The organism is Kitasatospora sp. NPDC056184, from assembly GCF_042268405.1.
Taxonomy (GTDB): domain Bacteria; phylum Actinomycetota; class Actinomycetes; order Streptomycetales; family Streptomycetaceae; genus Kitasatospora.
This window is the reverse complement of the sequence record NZ_JBHJUI010000003.1, coordinates 208460-232892: the sequence shown is the minus strand read 5'-3', so window position 1 is coordinate 232892 and position 24433 is coordinate 208460. Positions and strand designations below refer to the sequence as shown.

General features: G+C 73.8%; 17 protein-coding genes. 11 read left to right on the top strand and 6 right to left on the bottom strand.

Annotated elements, in window-relative coordinates; all coding sequences use genetic code 11:
- Positions 1–220 precede the first annotated feature (220 nt).
- The 5 genes from gltB to ACFC0B_RS08705 all read left to right on the top strand — a co-directional run bounded on the left by gltB (position 221) and on the right by ACFC0B_RS08705 (position 10136).
- Entirely contained in the window at positions 221–4822 is a 4602-nt protein-coding gene (gene gltB, locus ACFC0B_RS08725) for a glutamate synthase large subunit (protein WP_376084381.1), read from the top strand.
- Complete coding sequence (locus ACFC0B_RS08720) at positions 4815–6275, top strand: glutamate synthase subunit beta (protein WP_376083958.1); 1461 nt, start codon at positions 4815–4817, stop codon at positions 6273–6275. Before gltB ends, ACFC0B_RS08720 begins: the two co-directional genes overlap by 8 nt.
- Before the next feature lie 449 nt (positions 6276–6724).
- Positions 6725–7591, top strand: a complete 867-nt coding sequence (locus tag ACFC0B_RS08715; RefSeq protein WP_376083956.1) for a helix-turn-helix domain-containing protein — start codon at positions 6725–6727, stop codon at positions 7589–7591.
- An 88-nt stretch (positions 7592–7679) separates the two neighbouring features.
- Positions 7680–9137 carry an aldehyde dehydrogenase family protein gene (locus ACFC0B_RS08710; RefSeq protein WP_376083954.1) on the top strand — a complete coding sequence of 486 codons (1458 nt, stop codon included), beginning with the start codon at positions 7680–7682 and terminating at the stop codon, positions 9135–9137.
- Positions 9138–9281: 144 nt separating this feature from the next.
- Positions 9282–10136, top strand: a complete 855-nt coding sequence (locus tag ACFC0B_RS08705; protein WP_376083952.1) for an SAM-dependent methyltransferase — start codon at positions 9282–9284, stop codon at positions 10134–10136.
- 16 nt (positions 10137–10152) lie between these two features.
- On the opposite strand, the gene ACFC0B_RS08700 is transcribed toward ACFC0B_RS08705, so the two are convergent.
- Positions 10153–10707, bottom strand: a complete 555-nt coding sequence (locus ACFC0B_RS08700; protein ID WP_376083950.1) for a Uma2 family endonuclease — start codon at positions 10705–10707, stop codon at positions 10153–10155.
- A 91-nt stretch (positions 10708–10798) separates the two neighbouring features.
- Between ACFC0B_RS08700 and ACFC0B_RS08695 the strand changes: the two genes are divergently transcribed.
- From ACFC0B_RS08695 to ACFC0B_RS08685, 3 genes are all read left to right on the top strand, one after another.
- Positions 10799–11230, top strand: a complete 432-nt coding sequence (locus tag ACFC0B_RS08695) for a MarR family winged helix-turn-helix transcriptional regulator (RefSeq protein WP_376084379.1) — start codon at positions 10799–10801, stop codon at positions 11228–11230.
- 88 nt (positions 11231–11318) lie between these two features.
- Entirely contained in the window at positions 11319–12410 is a 1092-nt protein-coding gene (locus ACFC0B_RS08690) for an NAD(P)/FAD-dependent oxidoreductase (RefSeq protein WP_376083948.1), read from the top strand.
- 28 nt (positions 12411–12438) lie between these two features.
- A complete protein-coding gene (locus tag ACFC0B_RS08685) occupies positions 12439–13353 on the top strand; it encodes an LLM class flavin-dependent oxidoreductase (RefSeq protein WP_376083946.1) in 915 nt (304 codons plus the stop codon).
- Between the two features lie 79 nt (positions 13354–13432).
- Here the strand turns inward: ACFC0B_RS08685 and ACFC0B_RS08680 are convergent, their stop codons facing one another.
- Positions 13433–14362: an AraC family transcriptional regulator gene (locus tag ACFC0B_RS08680; protein WP_376083944.1), complete on the bottom strand. Its 930-nt coding sequence runs from the start codon at positions 14360–14362 to the stop codon at positions 13433–13435.
- Between the two features lie 43 nt (positions 14363–14405).
- Complete coding sequence (locus ACFC0B_RS08675; RefSeq protein WP_376083942.1) at positions 14406–15332, bottom strand: NADP-dependent oxidoreductase; 927 nt, start codon at positions 15330–15332, stop codon at positions 14406–14408.
- A 193-nt stretch (positions 15333–15525) separates the two neighbouring features.
- On the opposite strand from ACFC0B_RS08675, the gene ACFC0B_RS08670 reads away from it, so the two are divergent.
- Complete coding sequence (locus ACFC0B_RS08670; RefSeq protein WP_376083940.1) at positions 15526–16362, top strand: MerR family transcriptional regulator; 837 nt, start codon at positions 15526–15528, stop codon at positions 16360–16362.
- A complete protein-coding gene (locus ACFC0B_RS08665; protein WP_376083938.1) occupies positions 16359–17330 on the top strand; it encodes a BtrH N-terminal domain-containing protein in 972 nt (323 codons plus the stop codon). Before ACFC0B_RS08670 ends, ACFC0B_RS08665 begins: the two co-directional genes overlap by 4 nt.
- 6 nt (positions 17331–17336) lie before the next feature.
- Here the strand turns inward: ACFC0B_RS08665 and ACFC0B_RS08660 are convergent, their stop codons facing one another.
- The 3 genes from ACFC0B_RS08660 to ACFC0B_RS08650 form a co-directional block, all read right to left on the bottom strand.
- On the bottom strand, positions 17337–17765 hold the full coding sequence (locus tag ACFC0B_RS08660) for a hypothetical protein (RefSeq protein ID WP_376083936.1): 429 nt from the start codon (positions 17763–17765) through the stop codon (positions 17337–17339).
- An 85-nt stretch (positions 17766–17850) separates the two neighbouring features.
- The gene (locus tag ACFC0B_RS08655; RefSeq protein WP_376083934.1) at positions 17851–19677 is read right to left on the bottom strand and encodes a bifunctional metallophosphatase/5'-nucleotidase; all 1827 of its coding nucleotides are present in this window, start codon (positions 19675–19677) and stop codon (positions 17851–17853) included.
- A 198-nt stretch (positions 19678–19875) separates the two neighbouring features.
- Positions 19876–20493 carry a LuxR C-terminal-related transcriptional regulator gene (locus ACFC0B_RS08650; RefSeq protein WP_376084377.1) on the bottom strand — a complete coding sequence of 206 codons (618 nt, stop codon included), beginning with the start codon at positions 20491–20493 and terminating at the stop codon, positions 19876–19878.
- A 707-nt stretch (positions 20494–21200) separates the two neighbouring features.
- Here ACFC0B_RS08650 and ACFC0B_RS08645 point away from each other — a divergent pair.
- Complete coding sequence (locus ACFC0B_RS08645) at positions 21201–24341, top strand: AAA family ATPase (protein WP_376083932.1); 3141 nt, start codon at positions 21201–21203, stop codon at positions 24339–24341.
- Positions 24342–24433: the final 92 nt, after the last annotated feature.

The window sequence follows — 24433 nt, the reverse complement described above, 5'->3', positions numbered from 1 at the left end:
CGGTGGAGCGCCGGGCACAATCGTCGGGACGTGCGGTGTGGCACGTCCCCCCATCATCCCCGTGACCTGCGGATCCGTCCGCGATGTGGACGCAGATTTCCGCTTCCCGGGGTGTTCGGCATCATGTAACGTGCGTGCCTCAATCGCATCAGGGCCAACGTCGTCCCTACTGCATCAGTTTCGAAAGACGACGACGGGAGAGCCGATGCTGTCTGCATCCATGCACTCCGCCAACGAGCCCCAGGCCGGCGCCGCCCGCCCGCCGTACGCGCTCGTTCCGGATGCGCGACCTGCTGCTCAGGGCCTGTACGACCCGCGAAACGAGCACGACGCCTGTGGCGTCGGATTCGTCGCCACGCTGACCGGCACCGCCGACCACACCGTCGTCGAGCAGGCGCTGACCGTCCTGCGCAACCTGGAGCACCGCGGCGCCACCGGCGCCGAGCCGGACTCCGGTGACGGCGCGGGCATCCTCACCCAGATCCCGGACGCCTTCCTGCGCTCCAAGGTCGCCTTCGACCTCCCGGAGGCCGGCGCCTACGCGGTCGGCATCGCCTTCCTGCCCGACGCCGACGACCAGGACGCCGCCGCCGTCGCCCGGATCGAGGCGATCGCGGACGAGGAGGGCCTGACCGTCCTCGGCTGGCGCGACGTGCCGGTCACCCCCGACCTGCTGGGCGCCACCGCGCGCGGCGTCATGCCGCGCTTCCGCCAGCTCTTCCTGGCCGGCGAGGGCAAGGCCGGCATCGAGCTGGACCGGGTCGCCTTCGTGGTCCGCAAGCGCTCCGAGCGCGAGGCCGGGGTCTACTTCCCCTCGCTGTCCGCGCGCACCATCGTCTACAAGGGCATGCTGACCACCGGCCAGCTGGAGCCCTTCTTCCCCGACCTGTCGGACCGGCTCTACGCCTCCGCGCTCGGCCTGGTGCACTCGCGCTTCTCCACCAACACCTTCCCGAGCTGGCCGCTCGCCCACCCGTACCGGTTCGTCGCGCACAACGGCGAGATCAACACGGTCAAGGGCAACCGGAACTGGATGACCGCCCGGGAGTCCCAGCTCGCCACCGACCTCATCCCGGCCAACCGGGACGGGCGGGGCCTGGAGCGGATCTTCCCGATCTGCACCCCGGACCACTCCGACTCGGCCTCCTTCGACGAGGTCCTGGAGCTGCTCCACCTCGGCGGCCGCTCGCTGCCGCACGCCGTGCTGATGATGATCCCGGAGGCGTGGGAGAACCACGCCACCATGGACCCGGCCCGCCGCGCCTTCTACCAGTACCACTCCAACCTGATGGAGCCCTGGGACGGCCCGGCCTGCGTCACCTTCACCGACGGCACGCAGATCGGCGCCGTGCTGGACCGCAACGGCCTGCGCCCCGCCCGCTACTGGGTCACCGAGGACGGCCTGGTGGTCCTCTCCTCCGAGGTCGGCGTGCTCGACATCGAGCAGACCCGGGTGGTCAAGAAGGGCCGGCTGCAGCCCGGCCGGATGTTCCTCGTCGACACCGCGGAGCACCGCATCGTCGAGGACGAGGAGGTCAAGTCGGCGCTGGCCGCCGAGCACCCCTACGAGGAGTGGGTCGGGGCCGGGCAGATCCAGCTCGCCAAGCTCCCCGAGCGCGAGCACATCGCGCACACCCACGCCTCGGTCACCCGCCGCCAGCAGACCTTCGGCTACACCGAGGAGGAGCTGCGGGTCATCCTGGCGCCGATGGCGAAGACCGGCGCCGAGGCGCTCGGCTCGATGGGCACCGACTCGCCGATCGCCGCGCTCAGCGAGAAGCCGCGCCTGCTGTTCGACTACTTCGTGCAGCTCTTCGCGCAGGTCACCAACCCGCCGCTGGACGCCATCCGCGAGGAACTGGTCACCTCGCTGCTGTCCAACCTCGGCCCCGAGGGCAACCTGCTGGCCGCCGAGGCCGCCGCCTGCCGCTCGGTCGGCATCACCTTCCCGGTGATCGACAACGACGAGCTGGCCAAGCTCGTCCACGTCAACGCGGACGGCGACCAGCCCGGCCTCAAGGCCGTCACGCTGTCCGGCCTGTACACGGTCGCCGGCGGCGGCGAGGCGCTGGCCGCCCGGCTCACCGCGATCGCCGCCGAGGCCGACGCGGCGATCGCCGACGGCACCCGGATCATCGTGCTCTCCGACCGGCACTCGGACGCCGAGCACGCCCCGATCCCCTCGCTGCTGCTCACCTCGGCGATCCACCACCACCTCATCCGCACCAAGCAGCGCACCCGGGTGTCGCTGCTGGTCGAGGCGGGCGACGTCCGCGAGGTGCACCACGTCGCGCTGCTGATCGGCTACGGCGCCGGCGCGGTCAACCCGTACCTGGCCATGGAGTCGGTCGAGGACCTGGTCGCGCAGGGCACCTTCCTGACCGCGATCGAGCCCGAGAAGGCGATCAAGAACCTGATCAAGGCGCTCGGCAAGGGCGTGCTCAAGGTGATGTCCAAGATGGGCATCTCCACCGTCGCCTCCTACCGCGGCGCGCAGGTCTTCGAGGCGATCGGCCTCTCCCGCGAGCTGGTGGACGGCTACTTCGCCGGCACCACCACCAAGCTCGGCGGCATCGGCCTGGACGAGATCGCCAAGGAGACCGCCGCCCGGCACGCCAAGGCCTACCCGGCCTCCGGCATCCCGGCCGCGCACCGCGCGCTGGAGATCGGCGGCGAGTACCAGTGGCGCCGCGAGGGCGAGCCGCACCTGTTCGACCCGGACACCGTCTTCCGGCTGCAGCACTCCACCCGCAACCGCCGGTACGACGTCTTCAAGCAGTACACGGACCGGGTGAACGAGCAGTCCGAGCGCCTGATGACGCTGCGCGGCCTGTTCCGGCTGGACGCGCTCGGCCGCACCCCGGTGCCGGTCGAGGAGGTCGAGCCGGTCTCCGAGATCGTCAAGCGGTTCTCCACCGGCGCCATGTCGTACGGCTCGATCTCCCGCGAGGCGCACGAGACCCTGGCGATCGCGATGAACCGCCTCGGCGGCAAGTCCAACACCGGCGAGGGCGGCGAGGACCCGGACCGCCTCCACGACCCGGAGCGCCGCTCGGCGATCAAGCAGGTCGCCTCCGGCCGGTTCGGCGTCACCTCCGAGTACCTGGTCAACGCCGACGACATCCAGATCAAGATGGCCCAGGGCGCCAAGCCCGGCGAGGGCGGCCAGCTGCCCGGCCACAAGGTGTACCCGTGGGTCGCCAAGACCCGGCACTCCACCCCGGGTGTCGGCCTGATCTCGCCGCCGCCGCACCACGACATCTACTCGATCGAGGACCTGGCGCAGCTGATCCACGACCTCAAGAACGCCAACCCCGAGGCCCGCATCCACGTGAAGCTGGTCTCCGAGGTCGGCGTCGGCACGGTCGCGGCCGGCGTCTCCAAGGCGCACGCGGACGTCGTGCTGGTCTCCGGCCACGACGGCGGCACCGGCGCCTCGCCGCTCACCTCGCTCAAGCACGCGGGCGGCCCCTGGGAGCTCGGCCTCGCCGAGACCCAGCAGACCCTGCTGCTCAACGGCCTGCGCGACCGGATCGTGGTGCAGACCGACGGCCAGCTGAAGACCGGCCGCGACGTCGTCATCGCCGCCCTGCTGGGCGCCGAGGAGTTCGGCTTCGCGACCGCCCCGCTGGTGGTCTCCGGCTGCATCATGATGCGCGTCTGCCACCTGGACACCTGCCCGGTCGGCGTCGCCACCCAGAACCCGGTGCTGCGCGAGCGGTTCTCCGGCAAGCCGGAGTTCGTCGTCAACTTCTTCGAGTTCATCGCCGAGGAGGTCCGGGAGCTCCTGGCCTCGCTGGGCTTCCGCTCGATCGAGGAGGCCGTCGGCCACGCCGAGCACATCGACGCCGAGGCCGCGATCGGCCACTGGAAGGCCGCCGGGCTCGACCTGGCCCCGCTGTTCCACGTGCCCGAGCTGCCCGAGGGCGCGGCCCTGCACCGCACCACCACGCAGGACCACGCGCTGGACAAGGCGCTGGACAACCAGCTGATCGACCTGGCCCAGGACGCCCTGGAGAACGGCGACGCCGTCCGCATCCAGCTGCCGATCCGCAACGTCAACCGGACCGTCGGCACCATGCTCGGCCACCACGTGACCAAGCGGTACCGCGGCGAGGGCCTGCCGGAGGGGACCATCGACGTCACCTTCACCGGCTCGGCCGGGCAGTCCTTCGGCGCCTTCGTGCCGCGCGGCGTCACGCTGCGCCTGGAGGGCGACGCCAACGACTACGTCGGCAAGGGCCTGTCCGGCGGCGTGATCGTGGTCCGCCCGGCCCGCGACGCGGCGGCGATCGGCAACGACGCGCAGAACCACGTCATCGCCGGCAACACCATCGGCTACGGCGCCACCGCCGGCCGGATCCACCTGCGGGGCAAGGCCGGCGAGCGGTTCGCCGTCCGCAACTCCGGGGCGACCCTGGTCGTCGAGGGCGTGGGCGACCACGGCCTGGAGTACATGACCGGCGGCCGGGTGGTCGTCCTCGGCGAGACCGGGCGCAACCTGGCGGCCGGCATGTCCGGCGGCATCGCCTACGTGCTGGACCTGCGCCCGGCCAACGTCAACAGCGGAATGGTGGGCATCGAGGCCCCCGACGCCGCGGCCCGGGAATGGCTGCGCGAGACCGTGCAGCAGCACTACGAGGAGACCGGCTCCACCGTCGCCGCCGAACTCCTGGCGGACTGGGGCAGCGGGGTCTCCCGCTTCTCCACGATCATGCCGACCGACTACAAGGCCGTGCTCGCCGCCAAGGACGCCGCTGAGCGCGATGGCCTCTCCGAGGCCGAGACCACTCGCAAGATGATGGAGGCGGCACGTGGCTGACCCCAAGGGCTTCCTGACCACGCCCAAGCAGCTGGCCGAGCGGCGTCCGGTGGACGTGCGCCTGCGCGACTGGAACGAGGTCTACGTCGAGCGCAGCCTGCTGCCGATCATCACCAAGCAGGCCGGTCGCTGCATGGACTGCGGCATCCCGTTCTGCCACAACGGCTGCCCGCTCGGGAACCTCATCCCCGAGTGGAACGACCTCGCCTACCGGGACGACTGGACGGGCGCGATCGAGCGGCTGCACGCGACCAACAACTTCCCGGAGTTCACCGGGCGGCTCTGCCCGGCGCCCTGCGAGTCGGCGTGCGTGCTCGGCATCAACCAGGACGCGGTGACCATCAAGAACGTCGAGGTCACCATCATCGACAAGGCCTGGGACCGCGGCGGGGTCACCCCGCAGGTGCCGGAGCGGCTGTCCGGCAAGACGGTCGCCGTGGTCGGCTCCGGGCCGGCCGGCCTGGCCGCCGCCCAGCAGCTCACCCGGGCCGGGCACACCGTGGTGGTGTACGAGCGGGCCGACCGGATCGGCGGCCTGCTGCGCTACGGCATCCCCGAGTTCAAGATGGAGAAGCGCCACATCAACCGCCGCGTCGAGCAGATGCGCGCGGAGGGCACCCGGTTCCGCACCGGCGTGCACGTCGGCGAGGACATCACCGGGCAGCAGCTGCGCGAGCGCTTCGACGCGGTGGTCGTCGCGGCCGGCGCCACCACCGCCCGCGACCTGCCGGTGCCCGGGCGCGAGCTCAAGGGCGTCCACCAGGCCATGGAGTACCTGCCGCTGGCCAACAAGGTGCAGGAGGGCGACTTCGTGGAGTCGCCGATCAGCGCCAAGGGCAAGCACGTGGTGGTCATCGGCGGCGGCGACACCGGCGCGGACTGCGTCGGCACCGCGCACCGGCAGGGGGCGGCCTCCGTCACCCAGCTGGAGATCATGCCGCGGCCCGGCGAGGACCGGCCGGCCAACCAGCCGTGGCCGACCATGCCGATGACCTACAAGGTCACCTCGGCGCACGAGGAGGGCGGCGAGCGGGTCTACTCCGTCTCCACCACCCACTTCAGCGGCGACGAGGAGGGCAACGTCCAGGAGCTGCACCTCGTCGAGGTGCGGTTCGAGAACGGGAAGTTCGAGCAGGTGCCGGGCACCGAGCGGGCCGTCCCGGCGCAGCTGGTCACCCTGGCGATGGGCTTCACCGGGACGGACGTGCGGAACGGCCTGGTGGAGCAGCTGGGCGTGGACCTCGACGCACGCGGTAATGTGGCTCGCGACGGCCGCTTCGCCACCAACGTCGATGGCGTCTACGTCTGCGGCGACGCCGGACGAGGCCAGTCGCTGATCGTCTGGGCCATCGCGGAGGGCCGCTCGGCCGCCGCGGCGGTCGACACGTACCTGGGCGGCAAGACTCCGCTGCCCGCCCCGATCCGGCCGACGGACCGCCCCCTGGTGGTCTGATCCGGTCCAGGTAGCCCGGCGCCGCATCGCCGGGTCGTACCGAGCCGCACCCCGTCAGCGTCGCCGGGCCACCGCGGTCCATGGCGCCTGCCCACATCCCCGACCAGTTTGGGGGCAGGCGCCTTTCGCGTTCCCCGGGTCCGGGCGCGCCGGGCGCCGGGCGGGGCGGCGTCGACCGGCGGCGGTGTCGGCCACCTCGCACCGGTGCGGGGCGTCCGGCGGGGGTTGGGGATGTCCATGGCGACGGCGGGGGACTAGAGTGCGTTCGGGGAGCTACGGGGTGGCTACCGCGCGTATCCGGATGCCGGTCGTCCGGGCGGCCCCGCCGAGGGTGTGCGGGTGTCCGGTGACTCCGCGGAGGGCGTTCCGAGGACTGTTGTTTGTCGGTCCCTGATGGAAGACTGCGGCCGACGGCCGGGGGGCTGCGCGAGGTGCGGAGGGTTGAGGCGATGGGTGCGACTCAGGCGGGTGGTGGTGCCACCGTGCGGCGTCTGCTGCTGGGGTCGCAACTGCGAAGGCTGCGGGAGGCCCGCGGCGTCAGCCGGGAGGAGGCCGGGTACTCGATCCGGGCCTCCGAGTCGAAGATCAGCCGGATGGAACTCGGCCGGGTCGGCTTCAAGGAGCGCGACGTCGCCGACCTGCTGACGCTGTACGGGGTCGACGCGGAGCCGGAGCGGGCCTCGGTGCTGGGGCTGGTGCGGGCGGCCAACGCGACGTCCTGGTGGCACGGCTACGGGGACGTCCTGCCGGGCTGGTTCCAGAACTACCTGGGCCTGGAGGAGGCCGCCACCGAGATCCGCAGCTACGAGGTGCAGTTCGTCCACGGGCTGCTGCAGACCGCCGACTACGCGCGGGCCGTGATCACCCACGGCGGGCACGTCACCGAGCCGGCCGAGATCGAGCGGCGGGTGGAGGTGCGGCTCAAGCGCCAGGAGGTGCTGACCGCCGAGCGGGCGCCGCGGCTGGTCGCGGTCCTGGACGAGGCCGTGCTGCGCCGCCCCTGGGGCGGGCCGGAGCTGATGCGGGCGCAGGTCGACCGGCTGCTGGAGCTGACCGAACTGCCGAACGTCGAGCTCCAGGTGATGCCGCTGGGCTTCGGCGGGCTGCGCGCGGAGGGCGGGGCGTTCTCGGTGCTGGCCTTCGACGAGCAGGAACTGCCGGACATCGTGTACCTGGAGCAGTTCACCACCGCCCTCTACCTGGACAAGCCGGCGGAGGTCGCCGAGTACGCGGGCGCGATGGACGGTCTGGTGGCGGACAGCCTCTCCCCCGAGCGGACACGAGAACTTCTTCGCTCCGTACGCCAAGAGCTCTGACGGATAAGTACGATGAGCCCCGATCAGATCTGATCGTGAACGACCGCGAACGAGGTTCGTGCGTTCCCGTAGGCATGAGAGGGATCAGATGTCGTACCTTTCCGAGTTGGCGCTGCAGTACATCGACGGCGAGTGGCGCGAGGGCAGCGGCTCCTGGGACATCGTCGACGTCGATCCCTTCACCGGTGACAAGATCGCCGCCATCACCGTCGCCACCGTCGAGGAGGTCGACCAGGCCTACCGGGCGGCGGCGCAGGCGCAGAAGGACTGGGCGGCCACCAACCCGTACACCCGCCGGCTGGTCTTCGAGCGCGCGCTGCGGATCCTGGAGGACCGCGAGCAGGAGATCACCCGGGACATCATGACCGAGCTCGGCGGCACCGCCGTCAAGGCCTGGTTCGAGCTGTCGCTCACCAAGGACATGCTGCGCGAGGCGATGCAACTGTCGCTGCGTGCGGAGGGCCGGCTGCTGCCCTCGCCGGTGGACGGCAAGGAGAACCGGCTCTACCGGCTGCCGGTCGGCGTCGTCGGGGTGATCAGCCCGTTCAACTTCCCGCTGTTCCTGTCGATGAAGGCGGTCGCCCCGGCGCTGGCGCTCGGCAACGGCGTGGTGCTCAAGCCGCACCAGGAGACCCCGGTGGTCGGCGGCACCCTGATCGCCAAGATCTTCGAGGAGGCGGGCCTGCCGGCCGGCCTGCTGAACGTGGTGGTCACCGACATCGCCGAGATCGGCGACGCGTTCATCGAGCACCCGGTCCCCAAGGTGATCTCCTTCACCGGCTCCGACAAGGTCGGCCGGCACGTCGCCACCGTCGCCGCCTCGCACTTCAAGCGCACCGTGCTGGAGCTGGGCGGCAACAGCGCGCTGATCGTGCTGGACGACGCCGACCTCGACTACGCGGTGGACGCGGCCGTGTTCAGCCGCTTCGTGCACCAGGGGCAGGTCTGCATGGCCGCCAACCGGGTGCTGGTCGACCGCGCCGTCGCCGAGGAGTTCACCCGCAAGTTCGTCGCCAAGGTCGCCACCCTCAAGGTCGGCGACCCCCGGGACCCGGCCACCCACATCGGCCCGCTGATCAACCCCGTCCAGGCCGACGCCCTCACCGCGCAGGTCGACCAGGCGATCGCCGCCGGCGCCACCGCGCTGCTGCGCGGCACCACCACCGGCAGCCTGATGGAGCCCGTGGTGCTCGGGAACCTGCCGGCCGACGCGCCGATCCTGCGGCACGAGCTGTTCGGGCCGGTCGTGCTGGTCGTGCCGTTCGACGGCGAGGACGAGGCGGTGCGGATCGCCAACGACACGCCGTTCGGGCTCAGCGGCGCCGTGCACACCGCCGACGTGGAGCGCGGCGTGCGGGTCGCGCAGCGGATCGAGACCGGCATGATCCACGTCAACGACGGGACCATCGCGGACGAGCCGGTGGTGCCCTTCGGCGGCGAGAAGAACTCGGGCGTGGGCCGGCTGAACGGCGACGCGACGGTCGACGCGTTCACCACGGTGAAGTGGATCTCGATCCAGCACGGGCGCAGCCGCTTCCCGTTCTGACGCGGACCCGGCCGTCCCCCGACCTCGGAGGGGACGGCCGGGTTCCGGTTCGGGGCCGGGGCTGCCCTATGCTGCGCCCTGTCGGATCGTGTGGGGACTGTGTTCGACGGTGTGTGACCGGAACGGACCGAAGGGGTGGCAGTGGTGACCGGGTTTCAGGAGATCGGCCGGGAGTGGCTCGTCGGGGGCGACAGTGACGAGGCTCGGCCGCCCGCCGACCTGCGTCCCGAGATCCCGCACCCCGCGCGGATGTACGACTACTACATCGGCGGCAAGGACAACTTCCCGGCCGACCGCGAGGCCGCGGAGCGGGTGCTCGCCATCAGCCCGATGGTGCGGCTCAGCGCGCTGGCCAACCGGGCCTTCCTCGGCCGCGCGGTGCGCCACCTCGCCGGCGAGGGCATCCGGCAGTTCGTCGACATCGGCACCGGCATCCCCAGCGCCGGGAACACCCACGAGGTCGCCCAGCAGGTGCGGCCGGACGCACGGGTGGTCTACCTCGACAACGACCCGATCGTGCTGGTGCACGGCCGCGCCCTGCTGAGCGGCACCACCCCGGAGAGCACCTCGGTGGTCCAGGCCGACCTGCGCGACCCGGCCGCGATCCTGGCCACCCCCGAGGTCCGGCGGGCGCTCGACTCCGGCGAGCCGGTGGCGCTGCTGCTCGTCGCCGTCCTGCACTTCATCGACGAGGAGGACGACCCGTACGGCATCGTGCGGACCCTGGTGGACGCCCTGCCGTCCGGCAGCCGCCTCGTCCTCTCCCACGGCACCCTGGACTTCACCCCGACCGCCGACGCCGGCCGCGGCGCCGCCGTCTACCGCAGCGCCTCCGCCCAGCTGACCATGCGCAGCCGCGCGCAGGTGCTGCGCTTCTTCGACGGCCTGCACTTCGCCGACCCCGGCCTGGTCACCGCCCCGCTCTGGCGCCCCGACAGCCCCGAGCAGGCCACCGACTCCCAGATCGGCATCTGGGCCGCCGTCGCCGAGAAGCCCTAGGCTGCGCGCGGAGGCCCTAGGCGGGGTAGCGGAGCAGCTCGGCGGTCCCGAGCTCGAAGGAGAACGGTGCCGGGATCGGCACGCCGTCGCCGAACTTCCCGGTCCACCGCCGGTGGTACGTGGCGCCGCCGGGCTCGGAGTGGAGGGTGAGGGTGCCCTCGCGCGGGTCGATCACCAGGTAGAGCGGGATCGCCATCTGCGGGTAGTCGCGGACCTTTCCGACCAGGTCGTTCTCCGGGTTGGAGGGGGAGACGACCTCGACCGCGATCGCGGCCAGCTCGGCGGGGACCTGGTTGCCGCCGAGCTCGACGGTGTCGAGCGGGATGTAGGTCAGGTCCGGGTTGCGGAGTTTGCCGGTGTGGGGCGAGGCGAGATCGGTGTTCTCGCTGGGCATCAGCTCGGCCGGGCAGTGGGCGTCGAACTGGCGGCGGACGACCAGCAGGTTGCGCTGGTGGACGGTGGTCGGGGTGGCCGTGACGACGATCAGGTCGCCGGACACCTCGACCTTCCAGCCCTCGGGTGGGGTGAGCCCCCGCGCGTAGTCCGTCAGGTGCGCTCGGGATGACGTCATGCGGGCATTCTGGACCAGCGGTAGTTCGTGGGGCGAATTGTCTGGTATTCGCTGTTAGGCTGAATGGGTGGACACGAGCAAGGGTGGCGGGATCGGGGTTGTCGGGGCTCTGGTGCGGGCGGCGTTCCTGGTGGACGCGGTGTACGCCGAGTCGGCGCGCGAGCACGGGCTGACGCCGCAGCAGGGGCAGTTGCTGTGCGTGCTGATGGGGCGGTCGTACGTGATGGGGGAGCTCGGGGGGCTGTTGCGGCTGGCCAAGTCGAGCCTGACCGGGCTGGTGGACCGCAGTGAGCGCAACGGGCTGGTGCGGCGCGAGAGTTGCGCGGCGGACGCGCGGGCGGTGCGGGTCGCGCTGACGGCGGAGGGGGCGGTGCTGGCGGAGCGGTTCCACGCCGAGACCTGCCGGCGGATCGACGAACTGCCCGGCGGGCTCTCCGGCGAGGAGCGGGAGGCGCTGGCCGGGCTGCTCGGGCGGGTGGTGCTGGACAACGAGGCGCCGCCGGTCTTCGGCGAGCCGGGCTGATCCCGCGGAAAGGGTTGCAGTTCGCGAAACGAACTAATATGTTCGTAGCGCGAACTGCAACTCTTTTCTGCTCTGGGGGCAAGAGAACATGAGTCGTACCGTTGTCGTGGTCGGTGGGGGCTACGGGGGGTCCGCGGTCGCCAAGGCGCTGGACGCCGAGGCCGACGTCGTCCTCATCGACCCGCGCGACGCCTTCGTCAACTCCGCCGGATCGCTGCGGGCGCTGGCCCGGCCGGACTGGGCGGGCGCCATCTTCTTCGGGTACGAGACCCTGCTCGCGCGCGGCGAGGTGATCCGCGACCGGGTGGTCTCCGCCGACCCGGGCGGCGTCACCCTCGCCTCCGGGCGGCGGATCGAGGCCGACTACCTGGTGCTCGCCACCGGCTCCAGCTACGCCTACCCCGCCAAGCCGGCTTCCGACTCCCGGACCGAGGCGCTCGACCAGTTGCGCGCCACCCACGAGGAACTCGCCGGCGCGGACCGGGTGCTGATCACCGGCGCCGGGCCGGTCGGCCTGGAGCTGGCCGGGGAGATCAAGGAGGTCTGGCCGGAGAAGCAGGTGACCCTCCTCGACCCGGCCGACCGGCTGGTGCCCGCCCTGCTGCCCGAGCTGCGCGAGGAACTCCACCGCCAGCTGGACGCGTTGGGCGTCACCGTACGGCTCGGCGCGCGCCTGGCCGCCGACCCCGCCGTCGCACCGGGCCGGGCGGGTACCTTCACCGTCGCGCTGGAGAGCGGGGAGGAGGTCACCGCCGACCTCTGGTTCCGCGCCCACGGCGTGCGGATCAACAGCGACTACCTCGCCGACGGCCGGCTCGTCGAGCGCACCGCGCAGGGGCAGGTCCGGGTCGGCGACACGCTCGCCGTGGACGCCCACCCGCACGTCTACGCGATCGGCGACCTCACCGCCATCGAGGAGCCGAAGATGGCCGGCGTCGCGCTCCAGCACGCCGAGGTGGTCGCCAGGAACATCGCCGCCCAGCTGCGCGGCGAGCCCGCCGAGGCGCACTACCGGCCGACGGCCCACCCGTTCATGCTGGTGCCGCTGGGCCCGCGCGGCGGGGTCGGCCAACTGCCCGGCCCCGACGGGCCGGTGCTGGCCCTGGCCGAGACCGTGGTGGAGTACAAGGGCGCCGACCTGTTCACCGGCCGGTTCGCCGAGCTCTTCAACGTCGCCTGAGAAGCCGCAACGAGTGAGGGAGCACACGATGGGAACCGAGAGCGGGAGCGTCGTCTTCGGATTCGGCGCGCCGGGAGACCTGGCCGACACCGGACGGCTGCTGAGCGTGGTCCGCCAGGCCGACCGGGACGGCCTGGACCACTTCTCGCTGTCCGACCACCCCTACTTCGGCGGGCGGGTCGACGCCTACGCCGCGCTCGGGTTCCTGCTCGGGCGCACCGAGCGGATCAGCGGCCTCGCCAACGTCACCAACCTGCCGGTCCGGCCCGCGCCGCTGCTGGCCCGGGCGGTCACCTCGCTCTCGGCGCTCTCCGGCGGGCGGGTGGTGCTCGGCATGGGCGCCGGCGGGCTCTGGGACCGGATCACCGACCTGGGCGTGGAGCGGCTCGCCCCGGGCGAGGCGGTGGAGGCCTTCGAGGAGGCGATCGTCCTGGTCAAGCGGCTGTCCGGGGGCGGCGAGCCGGTCACCCACGAGGGCCGGTACTACCGGGTCCGGGAGATCGAGCCCGCGCCGGTGGCCGCCCCACCGGTGTGGACGGGCTCCAACGGCCCCAAGTCGCTGGCCGTCACCGGGCGGGTCGCCGACGGCTGGATCCCCGGCTACGCGGCGGACTGGCTCAGTGAGCGCTACCGCAGCTCGCGGCCGGTCGTCGACGAGGCGGCCGCCGCCGTCGGACGCGACCCGCGCGAGATCCGCACCGTCTACAACCTCCCGGGCCGGATCACCGACCGCCCGCTCGCCGGGACCCGGGACGGCGAACGGACCTGGCTCGGCGGCTCGGTGGACCAGTGGGTGGACGAGCTGACCGGCGCGGTGCTGGAGCACGGCGCGTCCGGCTTCACCCTCTTCGCCGCCGACCAGGGCTCGCCGGACCCGCTCACCCTCGGCCGCTGGGCGAACGAGATCGCCCCGGCGGTCCGCGAGGCGGTCGCCAAGGGGTGAGGGCGGGCCCGCGCCGGGGGAGCGGAGCGGGAGGCCGGCCGGCGACGGTGCGCCGCGCGACGAGTGGGCCGACGGCCGCTCAGGCGGCCCGGGCGTCACGGCGGTAGCCGCCGGGGGCCAGGCCGAACTCCCGCTTGAACGCCTTCGCGAAGGCGTACTCCGAGCCGTAGCCGGTCCGCGCGGCGACGGTGGTCAGCGGGGCCTCCGACTCGCGCAGCAGCCGGGCCGCGGTGGTCATCCGCCAGCGGGTCAGATAGGCCATCGGCGGCTCGCCGACCAGGGTGGTGAAACGGCGGGCGAACGCCGCCCGGGAGAGCCCGGCCCGGGTGGCGAGCGACTCCACCGTCCACGCCGCCGACGGCGCCTCGTGGATCGCGGTGAGCGCCGGGGCCACCGCCGAGTCGCCGAGCGCCGCGGCCCAGCCGGCCGCGGTGGCGGGCGGCTGCTCCTCGAACCACGCCCGCAGGATGTACAGCAGCAGCGAGTCGATCAGCGCCGGGACGATGCCGGTCGAACCGAGCCGCGGGTTCTCCAGCTCGGCGCCGAGCAGCTGGACGGCCGCGCTCAGCTCCGGGTGCCGGCCGTGCCGGGTCTGCAGGTGGACGATCTCCGGCAGCTGCCGCACCAGCGGGTGTGGGCGGGCCTGGTCGAGGTGGTAGTTGCCGCACAGCAGGCTGGTGCGCGGCCCGTCCCCGCCGATCGCGACGGTGCCGATCGGCAGGGACGGCCGGAAGTCCGAGGGCTGCTCGGGGACGGCCGGGGTGCCCGGCTGGTCGGCGAGGATGTGGCCGCGGCCGTCCCGCAGGAACACCACGTCCCCCGGGCTGAGCGCGATCGGCGCGGCCCCCTCCTCCAGTGGCACCAGCCAGCACGTCCCGTACAGCACCACGTGGAACCCGGCGCCGGCGACCGGGGGCAGCCGCAGCCCCCACGGGGCCCGCCCCTCGGTGCGGACGGAGGCGGGCTGCCCCGTGCGCATCGAACTCAGTGCCTCGGTCAGGATGTCCACGGGCCCTCCCCGCTCGTCGTTTCCCCGGCCACCCTACGGAACGTCAGCCGACGGTCAGGACGATCTTGCCCTGGGTGCGGCCGGTGCCGATCAGCTCGTGCGCCTTCGCGGCCTCCTCCAGCGGGAAGGTCTCGGCGATGTGCGGACGGATCCGGCCCTCGTCCACCAGCCGGGCGATCGCCTCCAGCGAGGCGTAGTCCGGCTCCACCGAGACGCCCGCGAACCGCCGCCCGGCGGCCTCGACCTCGGCGGCCAGCTCGGTGTTCCAGTGCTCCATGATCGAGACCAGCACGCCGCCCTCGGGCAGCACCGCCAGCGAGGCGGTGCCCTGCGAGGAGGAGTCGAACACCACGTCCACCTGCCCGACCCGCTCCAGGAAGCCCTCCTCCCGGTGGTCGAGCACCTCGTCGGCGCCCAGCGAACGCAGGAACGCGTGCTTCGGCTCGCTCGCCAGCGCGACCACGTGCGCGCCGCGCGCCTTGGCGATCTGCACCGCGAGGTGGCCGACACCGCCCGCCGCCCGGTGGATCAGCACCCGCTGCCCCTCGGCCAGCCGCGCCGCGTCCACCAGGCCCTGCCAGGCGGTCAGCGCGGCCAGCGGCAGGGCGGCGGCCTCCACGTGGCTCAGCGAGGCGGGCTTGCGGGCCACCTGGCGGGAGGGCACCGCGACGTACTCGGCGTAGCCGGTCGCGGCCCGCGGGAAGAACGGCATCCCGAACACCTCGTCGCCGGCCTTGAACCGGGCGCCCGGGCCGGCCTGCTCGACCACGCCGGAGACGTCCCAGCCGACCCCGTACGGGGGCTCGCCGAGCAGCGGGTAGGCGCCCGAACGGACCGCCGCGTCCACCGGGTTGACGCCGCTGGCGTGGACGCGGACCAGGACCTCGCCGCCGAGCGGGGCGGGCCGCTCGGTCTCGACGACCTCCAGGACCTCGGGGCCGCCGAAGGACTTCTGGATCACTGCGCGCATGGGACTGCTCCTTCTCGGATTCTTCTCGGCCGACCGTGCTCCCGGCGACGTGATCAACGGTAGGCAGGCCCCGCGCGCGGCTGAATATCCTGCTGTCTCGGGAAGATGTCCCAGCGTCTCGCGGGCCGGCCGCCCGGGCCGGACGGCGGACCGCGGTGGACCCTCCCACGGGGGGAGGGTCCACGATGGGGCCGTGCGCGACCCAGACGACGTCCCGCGGGACGACCACCTCACCATCGGGCGCTTCGCCCGCCTGTGCCGGCTGAGCGTCAAACAGCTCCGCCACTACGACGACACCGGCCTGCTGCCCCCGGCCCGGGTCGACCCGGCCACCGGCTACCGCTACTACGCCCCCGGGCAGGCCCGCGACGCGCTCACCGTCGCCCTGCTGCGCGAACTCGACGTGCCGCTCGCGGTGATCGCCGCGACCCTGGCGGCCGCCGAGCCGGAACGGGCCCGCCTGCTGTGCGCCGAACGCGACCGGGTCGCCGAGCGGATCACCCGCGACCGGGCCCGCCTGGAGCTGCTGGAGCGCCTCGCGGCCGGCGGCGGCCTGCCCGGCTACGAGATCACCCTCGCACCGGAGCCGGAGCGGCGGCTCGCCGTCGTGCGGGCGGTGGCCGGGCCGGGTGAGCTGGCGGAGCGGATCGGCGGGTGCGTCGGCCGGCTGCTGGCCGGTCTGGACGGCACGCCGTGGCGGCCCCCGCTGTGGGGTCTCTTCCCGCTGGACCTCGCGGAGGGCATGCGGATCGCCGTCGGCGCCGAGACGCCGGGGGCGGACGCGCCGCCGGCCGGGCTGGACCGGGAGGTGCTGCCCGGCGGGCCCGCGGTGGCGACGGTGCACCACGGCCCGTACGCCCAACTTCCGCTCGCCTACCACGCCTTGCTGGCCGCCGTGCACGAGCGCGGGCTGCGGCCGCTGGCGCCGGTGCGGGAGGCGTACCTGGTCGGGCCGGGCGAGGCCCCGGCGGAGGAGTGGACGACCCGGCTGGTGGTCCGGGTCGAGGAGCGGACGGAGGAGGCGGCATGACGGAGCCGCGCGGAGGGAAGCACTGCGAGACGACGGCGCTGGACGTGCTGCTGCGCCACGAGGGCGTCGAGCTGTCCGAGCCGATGCTGTTCGGGCTCGGGGCCGGGCTGTCGTTCATCTACTGGGACGGCAAGGGGATGGACTTCCCGTTCCTCGGCGGCCGGGTCAAGCCCTTCGAGCTGACCCGGACGCTGGCCACCCGGCTCGGCCTGGAGCTGGAGGTCCGGGAGACCGGATCCGCCGGCCGGGCCTGGCGGAACGTCGCCGCGGAGCTGGACGCCGGCCGCCCGGTCGGGCTCCAACTGGACAGCTACCACCTGGAGTACTTCACCTCCAAGGTGCACTTCGGCGGGCACGTGGTCGCGATGGAGGGCTACGACGCGACCGACGCGCACCTGGTGGACACCGCCCAGCAGGGCGGCGCGGTCACCACCAGCCTGGCCTCGCTCGCGGCGGCGCGCGCCGAGCGCGGCCCGATGACCGCCCGCCACCGCTCCTTCACGCTCGCCCGGCGCGGTGGACTCCCGGACGTCCGGGCCGCGCTGGTTCCCGCGCTGGCCGACTGCGCGGCGTCCTTCCTGCACCCGCCGATCGCCAACCTCGGACACCGCGGCATCGCCAAGGCCGCCGCCCTGGTGCCGGGCTGGCTCGCCCGGGCCGACGATCCGGGCCGCCGACTGCCGCAGGCCGCACGGATGATGGAGCTGGCCGGGACCGGCGGCGCGCTGTTCCGCAACCTCTACCGGGACTTCCTCGGCGAGTGCGCCGGGCTGCTCGACGACGCCCGGGTGCGGACCGCCCGCGACCGGTACGCCGAGGCCGCGGCGGGCTGGGCCGAGGTGGCCGAACTGGTCGCCGGGGCGGGGGAGTCCGGGGAGGCGGCGCCGCTGGAGCGGGCCGGCCGGCTGCTGGAGGAGCTGGCGCGGATCGAGCGCTCGGCGATGGAGGAGCTGGCGGCCCTGGGGTAGCGGGCCTCAGCGCCCGGCGGCCAGGTCGCCGATCCGGACGAGCGGGCGTCCGGAGCGCCGGCAGTGCCACCAGGCCTGCGCCCCCGTGGCGGCGGGCACCAGCGGGTGGGTGTGGCCGGGGCAGGCCGGCCACTGGACGAACTCGTGGCCGGTCAGGTGGTCCTGCACCTGCTCGGCGACGTACGCGGTGAGCGGGCCGGGCGGGAGGTAGGGGTCCGTCTCGCGGGTGAACAGCAGGCCCCGGGCGGCCCCCAGGCCGAGGAGGAAGCCGGTGTAGTGCTCCTCGGAGAGCTCCCAGCGGACGCCGGCCGGGAGCCGGTCGCCGGCGGGCAGGTGCCGCAGGTCCCGGCCGACCCGGGCACACGGGTCGTGGAACTCGGCCGGCACGTCTGCCGGGGCAGGTCCGTCCAGGGGCCAGGCGGCGATGGTCCGCATGCGGCCGGCCTAGCCGTCCAGGGGACCGGCCCCGGGGCGTGCGCCCCGGGGCCGGTCGGTGGTGCCGTTGGAGCGGGCGGTCGGGTCAGAAGACCGGCTGGCCGGCCCGGACCAGGCGCCAGGACTCGGTGAAGAAGTCCGCCGGGTCGATGACGCCCTTCTCCTTCACCCAGGCGATCATCGCGTTGCGGATCTCGTCCGAGTTGGCCCACAGCTTCTGGGCGGCCGCGACGTGCGGGAAGTTGCCGCCGCCGTTGGCGCGGTAGTTGTTGACCGCGAGGACGAACTGGGCGTTCGGGTCGATCGGCTTGCCCTCGAAGGAGAGGTTGACGATCCGCGAGCCGACCGGCTGGGCGATGTCGATGTCGTACGAGACGCCGTACACCGCGTCGTAGTTGTAGTCCGGGGTGTTCTGCGCGTTGGTCAGCGCGGCCTTGTCGACCGGCGCGCCCGGGGCCAGCTGGGCGTAGTACTTCGCCGAGAACTCCAGGTAGTCCTTGATCTGGGCGCCCGTCAGGATGCGGGCCTCCAGGGTGTTCTCGTAGATGTACAGGCCGGCCGCGTCGCGCAGCTTGACCTGGCCGGACGGGATCTTCGCGGTGCGGTTGAACGGGGCGGCCTGGGCCAGCACCGGCAGCTTGGCGTACTGGCCGCCGGCCAGCGCGGCGCGGACGACCTCGGCCTGGACCCGGCCGATGAGGTCGATGATCGGGGTGTCCTTGAACGGCGCCTCGGCGATGGACAGCTCGATCTTGGCGGTGCCGATGACCTGGTTGACGTAGGCGACGACCTTCTTGTGCTGGTCGGTCATCAGGTCGACGATCTCCGGGTCCTCCGGGACGGTGTTGGAGTTCAGCACCCGGGAGGAGAGCGAGACGACCTTCCACGCGCCCTTGTCGAACTCGACCTCGAAGTCGAAGCAGGTCAGGCGCTGGCCCCAGCACAGCGGCTCGGAGAGCACGACGGTCCTGCCGGTCTCCTTGTTGACGACCAGGCGCTGCGGGATCTCCTTGTGCGCGTGGCCCACCAGGACGGCGTCGATGCCCGGCACCTGCTCGGCCAGCGCCACCGAGGCGTTCTCCGGCCAGGGCAGCTGGTCGCCGTAGGAGGTGGCCTCGTCCGTGCCGGAGTGGCAGGCGACCACGACGACGTCCGCGCCGGCCGCCTTGACCTTCGGCACCCAGGTCCTCGCGGTCTCGACGATGCCCGGGAAGGTCATCTTGCCCGCGACGTTGGCCTTGTCCCAGATCGCGATGCCCGGGTTGGTCAGGCCGACGATGCCGACCTTGAGCGCCGGGCCGTTGTCCAGCTTCAGCTTGCGGATGACGTACGGCGGGAAGGCCGGCTTGTCGTTGCGGGCGTTCAGCGCGTTGGCGCCCAGCAGCGGGAAGTCCAGCTGCTCCTCGTAGGCGCGCAGGGTGTCGATGCCGTAGTTGAACTCGTGGTTGCCGAGCGCGGCGGCCGTGTACTCCATGGTGTTCATGGCGAGCGCCATCGGGTGCTCGGGCGCGGTGTCGGCCTCGGTGGCGATCGGCTCGACCCGGGCGTAGTAGTACGTCAGCTGGGTGCCCTGGATGGTGTCACCGGCGTCGATGAGCAGGCAGCGGTCCCAGCCCTTCTCCTCGCGCACCTGCTTGGCGAGCGTGGAGATCTTGGCCAGGCCGACCTCGTTGTGCGCCTTGTCGGCGTAGACCGCGTCCGTGAAGTAGTCCCAGTTGAGCACCCGGCCGTGCAGGTCGGTGGTGCCCATCACGGTGAAGGCCTGGCGCTTGGTGCGGCCCTTGGCGCGGGCCCCGTCCGGTCCGGCCGCCGCGGCGGGGGTGGCGGCGGCGAGGGCGGCGCTGCTCGCGAGGGCGGCGCCGGCGGCGGTGGCGGCGGACCGGGTGACGAAGTCACGGCGGTTCAGGGGCATTGGAGGACTCTCCCGGGTGGGGACTGCGAACGGACCGTCATGAGTGACGCGCGTAGAGGAACGCGCGTAGAAGTCTGCCCTGCGGTCACTCCGATGGATAGACCCCGGACCTTTCCAGCAGGTGAGATCTTGGCGACCCGTTCATGACGCGGGCGGGCAGGTGCTGCACGCGCACCTGCCCGCCCGTCGCGCCGGATCCTAGATGTACCCCTCGCGGACCGCGTGGGCCACCGCGTGCGCCCGGTTGCGCAGTTGCAGACGGGTGGTCAGACCGTGCAGCACGTTCTTGACCGTCCGCTCCGAGTACGACAGCCGGGCCGCGATCTCCCCGGTGTCCCACCCCTCCGCGACCAGCCGCAGCACGTCCGACTCCCGCTCCGACAGACCCGTCGGGGCCTGCCCCGGCATGCCCTGCACGGACCGCTGCAACCGGCCCACCTGGGCGATCAGCCGGCCCTGCAGATCCGCCGGCAGGTCACCGTCGCCCCGGGCCGCCGCCAGCACCGCCCGGCCCAGCCGCTCCGGCGTCGCCTCCCGGCGCCACAGGATCGCCGCCACTCCGCACTCGACGGCCTCCATCAACTCGGTCTCGCGCAGCCGCTCGACCACCAGCACCACCCGCTGCCCGGCGCCGCGCACCAGCCGGCGCAGCGCCGCCGTGGCGGCCGCGTCGGCCGACTCGGCGACCAGCACGGTGACCGTGCCCGGCGCGGCCGCACCCGCAGGATCCACCACCGCGACCCCCGGGAAGCGGCGCAGCTGCGCCTCCGCACCCGCCCGGGAGAGCGGATCGGCGGCCTGGACGGCGACCGGCACCGTCGAGGTGCGGGCCGGGACGGCGGCGACCGGCCGGGCCGCCCCCGCCGCACCGCGGACGGCACCGGCGGCGGACGCCTGAGGATGGGCGGCCGCGGCCGCGGCCGGCACCTGCCCGGCGACGGCGACCGCGCGGGACGCCACCGGTCGCTGTGGCGGCACCGTACGCGCGGCGGACGCCGAAGCCCGCACCGCCGTGCCACGGCGGTCGTACTCGGTGTGCAGAACAGTCAAATCTGGCCCCCTCCTGGAGAAGCCGGCCCGGCCACCCGGAGGACCCCGAACCTCGGGGCATTGCGCCCCACCCGGGACGGCCGGCCGTTACGACGGCGATCCGGGAGCGCTGCCCGTGCCCCGGAAACTCCCACCATGCTTCCCGCCGGGGCAGCCTCCCGGCCATCGTGGTCCACCACGAGATCGGGCCCGCCGGGCAGTCCCCGCCGAAGGACGGGGGCAACGCTTCGGGCCCCGCAGGTGGTCATCAGGGCGGCGGACTGCCCGCGCAGCCGCCGGAGGGCGCCCCACCGGGCCGTTCCACCGCGACACACGGGTCCACACCGGCCCCTCACATCACGACGAGAACCGGACTCACCGGTAACGCGTGGTTAGCACGTCAAGCCGATTTCCCGGTACAACGGCGGATACTGCCCGATCGGACACCGACAGGGGGCCGGGAAGGGCAGAAGGGGAAAGAGGGGAAACCGGGGATGAGCACCACCACGTCCACCCACCTCGCGGAACGCGAACCACAGCTGCGGCAGATCGCCGACCGGGCCGCCGCCGCCCGCCGCGGCACCGGCCACGTCCTGCTGGTCACCGGCGCCACCGGCACCGGCCGCACCGCGCTGCTCGCCGAAGCCGCCCGCCGCGCCGCCGCCGAGGGCACCACCGTGCTGCGCGCCCGCTGCTCCGCCGAGGAGACCGCCACCCCCTACGCGGCCGCCCGCCAGCTCTTCGACACCGGCCCGACCCCCGCCGGCCCCTACGGACAGTCCCCCTGGGGCGCCCCGCCGGCCGCGCACCACGCCGGTGCGGGCCCCGGACCCGGCCCGGGCGGTGCCCCGCACGACACCGCCGAGACCACCCTCTGGTCCCTGCTCCGCCTGCACGGCACCCACCACCCGCTGCTGCTCGCCGTCGACGACATCCACCTCGCCGACGAGCCCTCCCGCCGCTGGCTGCGCCAGGTCGCCCGCCGCATCGACCGGCTGCCCGCCCTGCTGATCGCCACCGAACACCGGCAGGCCGCCCTCGACACCCCGCCCGGCCGCTTCACCCGCGACCTGACCCCCGACCTCGCCACCACCCTGCGGCTCGCCCCGCTCGGCACCCCCGCCGCCGTCCGGATCGCCCGGCAGCACCTCGGGCCCGGCACACCCCCCGGGCTCGCCGCCGACTGCGCCCGCGCCAGCGGCGGCAACCCGCTGCTGCTCACGGCGCTGCTCGCCGACCTCGCGGCGGACCCGGCGGACGGGGACGACGGTCCCGCCGCGCCCGTGGCGTCCGCGGCGTCCCCCACCGCCGCGCCCGTCGTGCCGCCCGCCGCCCCCGCCGCCGCGCTGCCCGCCACCCTGCCCGAGCGCTGCGGAGGCCTGCCCGGCAGCGCCTTCACCGATGCCGTCGACGCCTGGCTGCACGGCGCCGGCCACCAGGCCGTCACCGTCGCCCGCGTCCTCGCCCGGATGTCCGAACACCCCGCCGACCCCGCCCCCGGCACCCCGCCCCTCGACCCCGTCCCGCTGCTCGCCGAACTCACCGCCGCCGACCCCGGCCGACTCGCCGGCTGGCTCGCCCACCTCACCCTCCACCGGCACCTCGACACCCCCGGACCCGGCCGCTGGCCCCGCTTCGCCCACCCCCTGCTCGCCGACGCCGTCCTCACCGGCCACGCCCCCGGCCACCGCGCCGAGGTCCACCTCGCCGCCGCCGAACACCTCCACCGCACCGGCGCCCCCGACGAAACCGTCGCCGGCCACCTCCTGCTCACCCCCGCCCCCACCCCCCGCTGGGCCGCCGACACCCTGCGCCGCGCCGCCCGCCAGGCCGCCGAGGCCGACCACCCCGCCGACGCCGCCGCCCTGCTGCGCCGCGTCCTCGCCGAACCCCTCAGCGACCGCCAGCGCGGCCTGCTGCTCACCGAACTCGGCAGCCTCGAAGTCACCCTCGGCCCCGCCGAACGCACCGTCGGCCTGCGCCACCTCGCCGAGGCCGTCCACCTCCAGCAGACCGACGAAGGCGTCTTCCGCGCCGCCAACACCCTCGGCGCCGTCCTCGCCACCCGCGGCGACACCGCCGCCGCCATCGAACTCATGGACGAACTCGCCCACCGCTTCGTCGACCAGGAGGACGTCCTCCACGCCGTCCAGGCCGCCACCGCCCAGATCGCCGCCCACGACGGCCGCAGCTGGCTCCAGGTCGTCGAAGGCGTCCAACGCCTCGCCACCCGCACCCCCCAGCGCCTCGCCCCGCCCGCCTTCTCCCTGCTCACCGAATTCGACGCCACCAGCGGCCTGCTCTCCGCCACCGAGGTCGCCGAACGCATCCGCGAACTCGACGACGCCCCCGTCGACCCGCTCTGCCGCTCCTACCTGCTGGTCTCCCTCGCCACCCTCTCCCAGTGGGCCGACCTCCTCGACCAGGCCGACGAGATCGTCGCCCGCGGCTTCGCCGGCTACCGCGGCGGCCCCCTCGACCCCGGCTACCAGTGCCTGCTCAGCGTCCGCGCCGAGACCAGGATCATGCGCGGCGAGTACCAGGCCCTGCTCGACGACTACGCCCTCACCGCCCCCGGCCCCGCCCCCACCCCCGCACCCTCCGCCGCGCCACCCGCCCCCCCACTCCTCCACCCCACCCCCTGGGGCCCACCCGGACTGCCCCGCCTACGCCCCTGGGGCGCGACCGGCCTCCCCGACACCACCCCCGGACCGTCCTGGCGGACCGGCACCCCCACCGCCACCCGCCCCGCCACCGACGACACCGCACCCGGCCGCTACGCCGAACTCCTCGGCCAGCAGAACGCCCACCTGGTCGCCCAGAGCGTCATCGCCCTCATCGAAACCGGCCGGCTCTGGCAGGCCCACGGCCTCGCCCGCGCCGTCGCCGCCGACCGCGCCCAGGACTCCTGGGAATGGAACGAATACCTCTACGCCCGCGGCCTGCTCCGACTCGCCTCCGGCGAACCCGCCGAAGCCCTCGCCGACCTCCTCGAATGCGGCCGCCGCCAAGGCGAACGCCAGGTCCGCAGCCCCATCGTCACCCCCTGGCGCACCGCCGCCGCCGAATGCCACCTCCTCCTCGGCGAACCCGGCCCCGCCGTCGCCCTCGCCGAGGAGGACCTCCGCCTCGCCCGCGTCTGGGGCACCCCCCGCACCGTCGGCCGCGCCCTGCGCGCCCTCGCCGCCGCCACCGGCGGACGCCACGGCCTCGACCTCGCCACCGAGGCCGTCCACCTGCTGCGCACCGCCGAGATCGACACCGAACTCATCCCCGCCCTCATCACCCACGGCCGCCTGCTCGGCGACGGCGGCCGGCGCGGCGCCGCCCGCCGCGCCCTGCGCGAGGCCGCCGGACGCGCCGAACGCCTCGGCGCCGTCCGCCACCGCGCCGCCGCCATGGAAGCGCTGCGCACCTCCGGCGCCCGCATCGGCCGCGCCGACCACGCCGGCGCGGAGGCGCTCACCGACAGCGAACTGCGCATCTGCCGCCTCGCCGCGGCCGGACACTCCAACGCCGAGATCGCCGCGATGCTCCACCTGGCGGTCCGCACGGTCGAGACCCACCTCACCAACAGCTTCCGCAAACTGGGCGTGCGCCGCCGCCTCGAACTGCCCGGCGTACTGGAGGCCTGACCCGCACAACGGCGGAGCGGCCGGGCCCCCGGTGACCCGGGCCCGGCCGCTCCGCCGTCGCACGTGCGCGCTCCCGCCCGCCCGCCCCGCTC

What these genes read in the sequence shown, in the direction of transcription:
- ACFC0B_RS08690 (WP_376083948.1), top strand. Translation starts at nt 11,319, where the DNA reads ATGAGTCGTACCGTTGTCGTGGTCGGTGGGGGCTACGGGGGGTCCGCG.
- ACFC0B_RS08685 (WP_376083946.1), top strand. Translation starts at nt 12,439, where the DNA reads ATGGGAACCGAGAGCGGGAGCGTCGTCTTCGGATTCGGCGCGCCGGGA.
- ACFC0B_RS08645 (WP_376083932.1), top strand. Translation starts at nt 21,201, where the DNA reads ATGAGCACCACCACGTCCACCCACCTCGCGGAACGCGAACCACAGCTG.
- ACFC0B_RS08660 (WP_376083936.1), bottom strand. Translation starts at nt 17,765, where the DNA reads ATGCGGACCATCGCCGCCTGGCCCCTGGACGGACCTGCCCCGGCAGAC.
- ACFC0B_RS08710 (WP_376083954.1), top strand. Translation starts at nt 7,680, where the DNA reads ATGTCGTACCTTTCCGAGTTGGCGCTGCAGTACATCGACGGCGAGTGG.
- ACFC0B_RS08655 (WP_376083934.1), bottom strand. Translation starts at nt 19,677, where the DNA reads ATGCCCCTGAACCGCCGTGACTTCGTCACCCGGTCCGCCGCCACCGCC.
- ACFC0B_RS08700 (WP_376083950.1), bottom strand. Translation starts at nt 10,707, where the DNA reads ATGACGTCATCCCGAGCGCACCTGACGGACTACGCGCGGGGGCTCACC.
- ACFC0B_RS08675 (WP_376083942.1), bottom strand. Translation starts at nt 15,332, where the DNA reads ATGCGCGCAGTGATCCAGAAGTCCTTCGGCGGCCCCGAGGTCCTGGAG.
- gltB (WP_376084381.1), top strand. Translation starts at nt 221, where the DNA reads ATGCACTCCGCCAACGAGCCCCAGGCCGGCGCCGCCCGCCCGCCGTAC.
- ACFC0B_RS08715 (WP_376083956.1), top strand. Translation starts at nt 6,725, where the DNA reads ATGGGTGCGACTCAGGCGGGTGGTGGTGCCACCGTGCGGCGTCTGCTG.
- ACFC0B_RS08665 (WP_376083938.1), top strand. Translation starts at nt 16,359, where the DNA reads ATGACGGAGCCGCGCGGAGGGAAGCACTGCGAGACGACGGCGCTGGAC.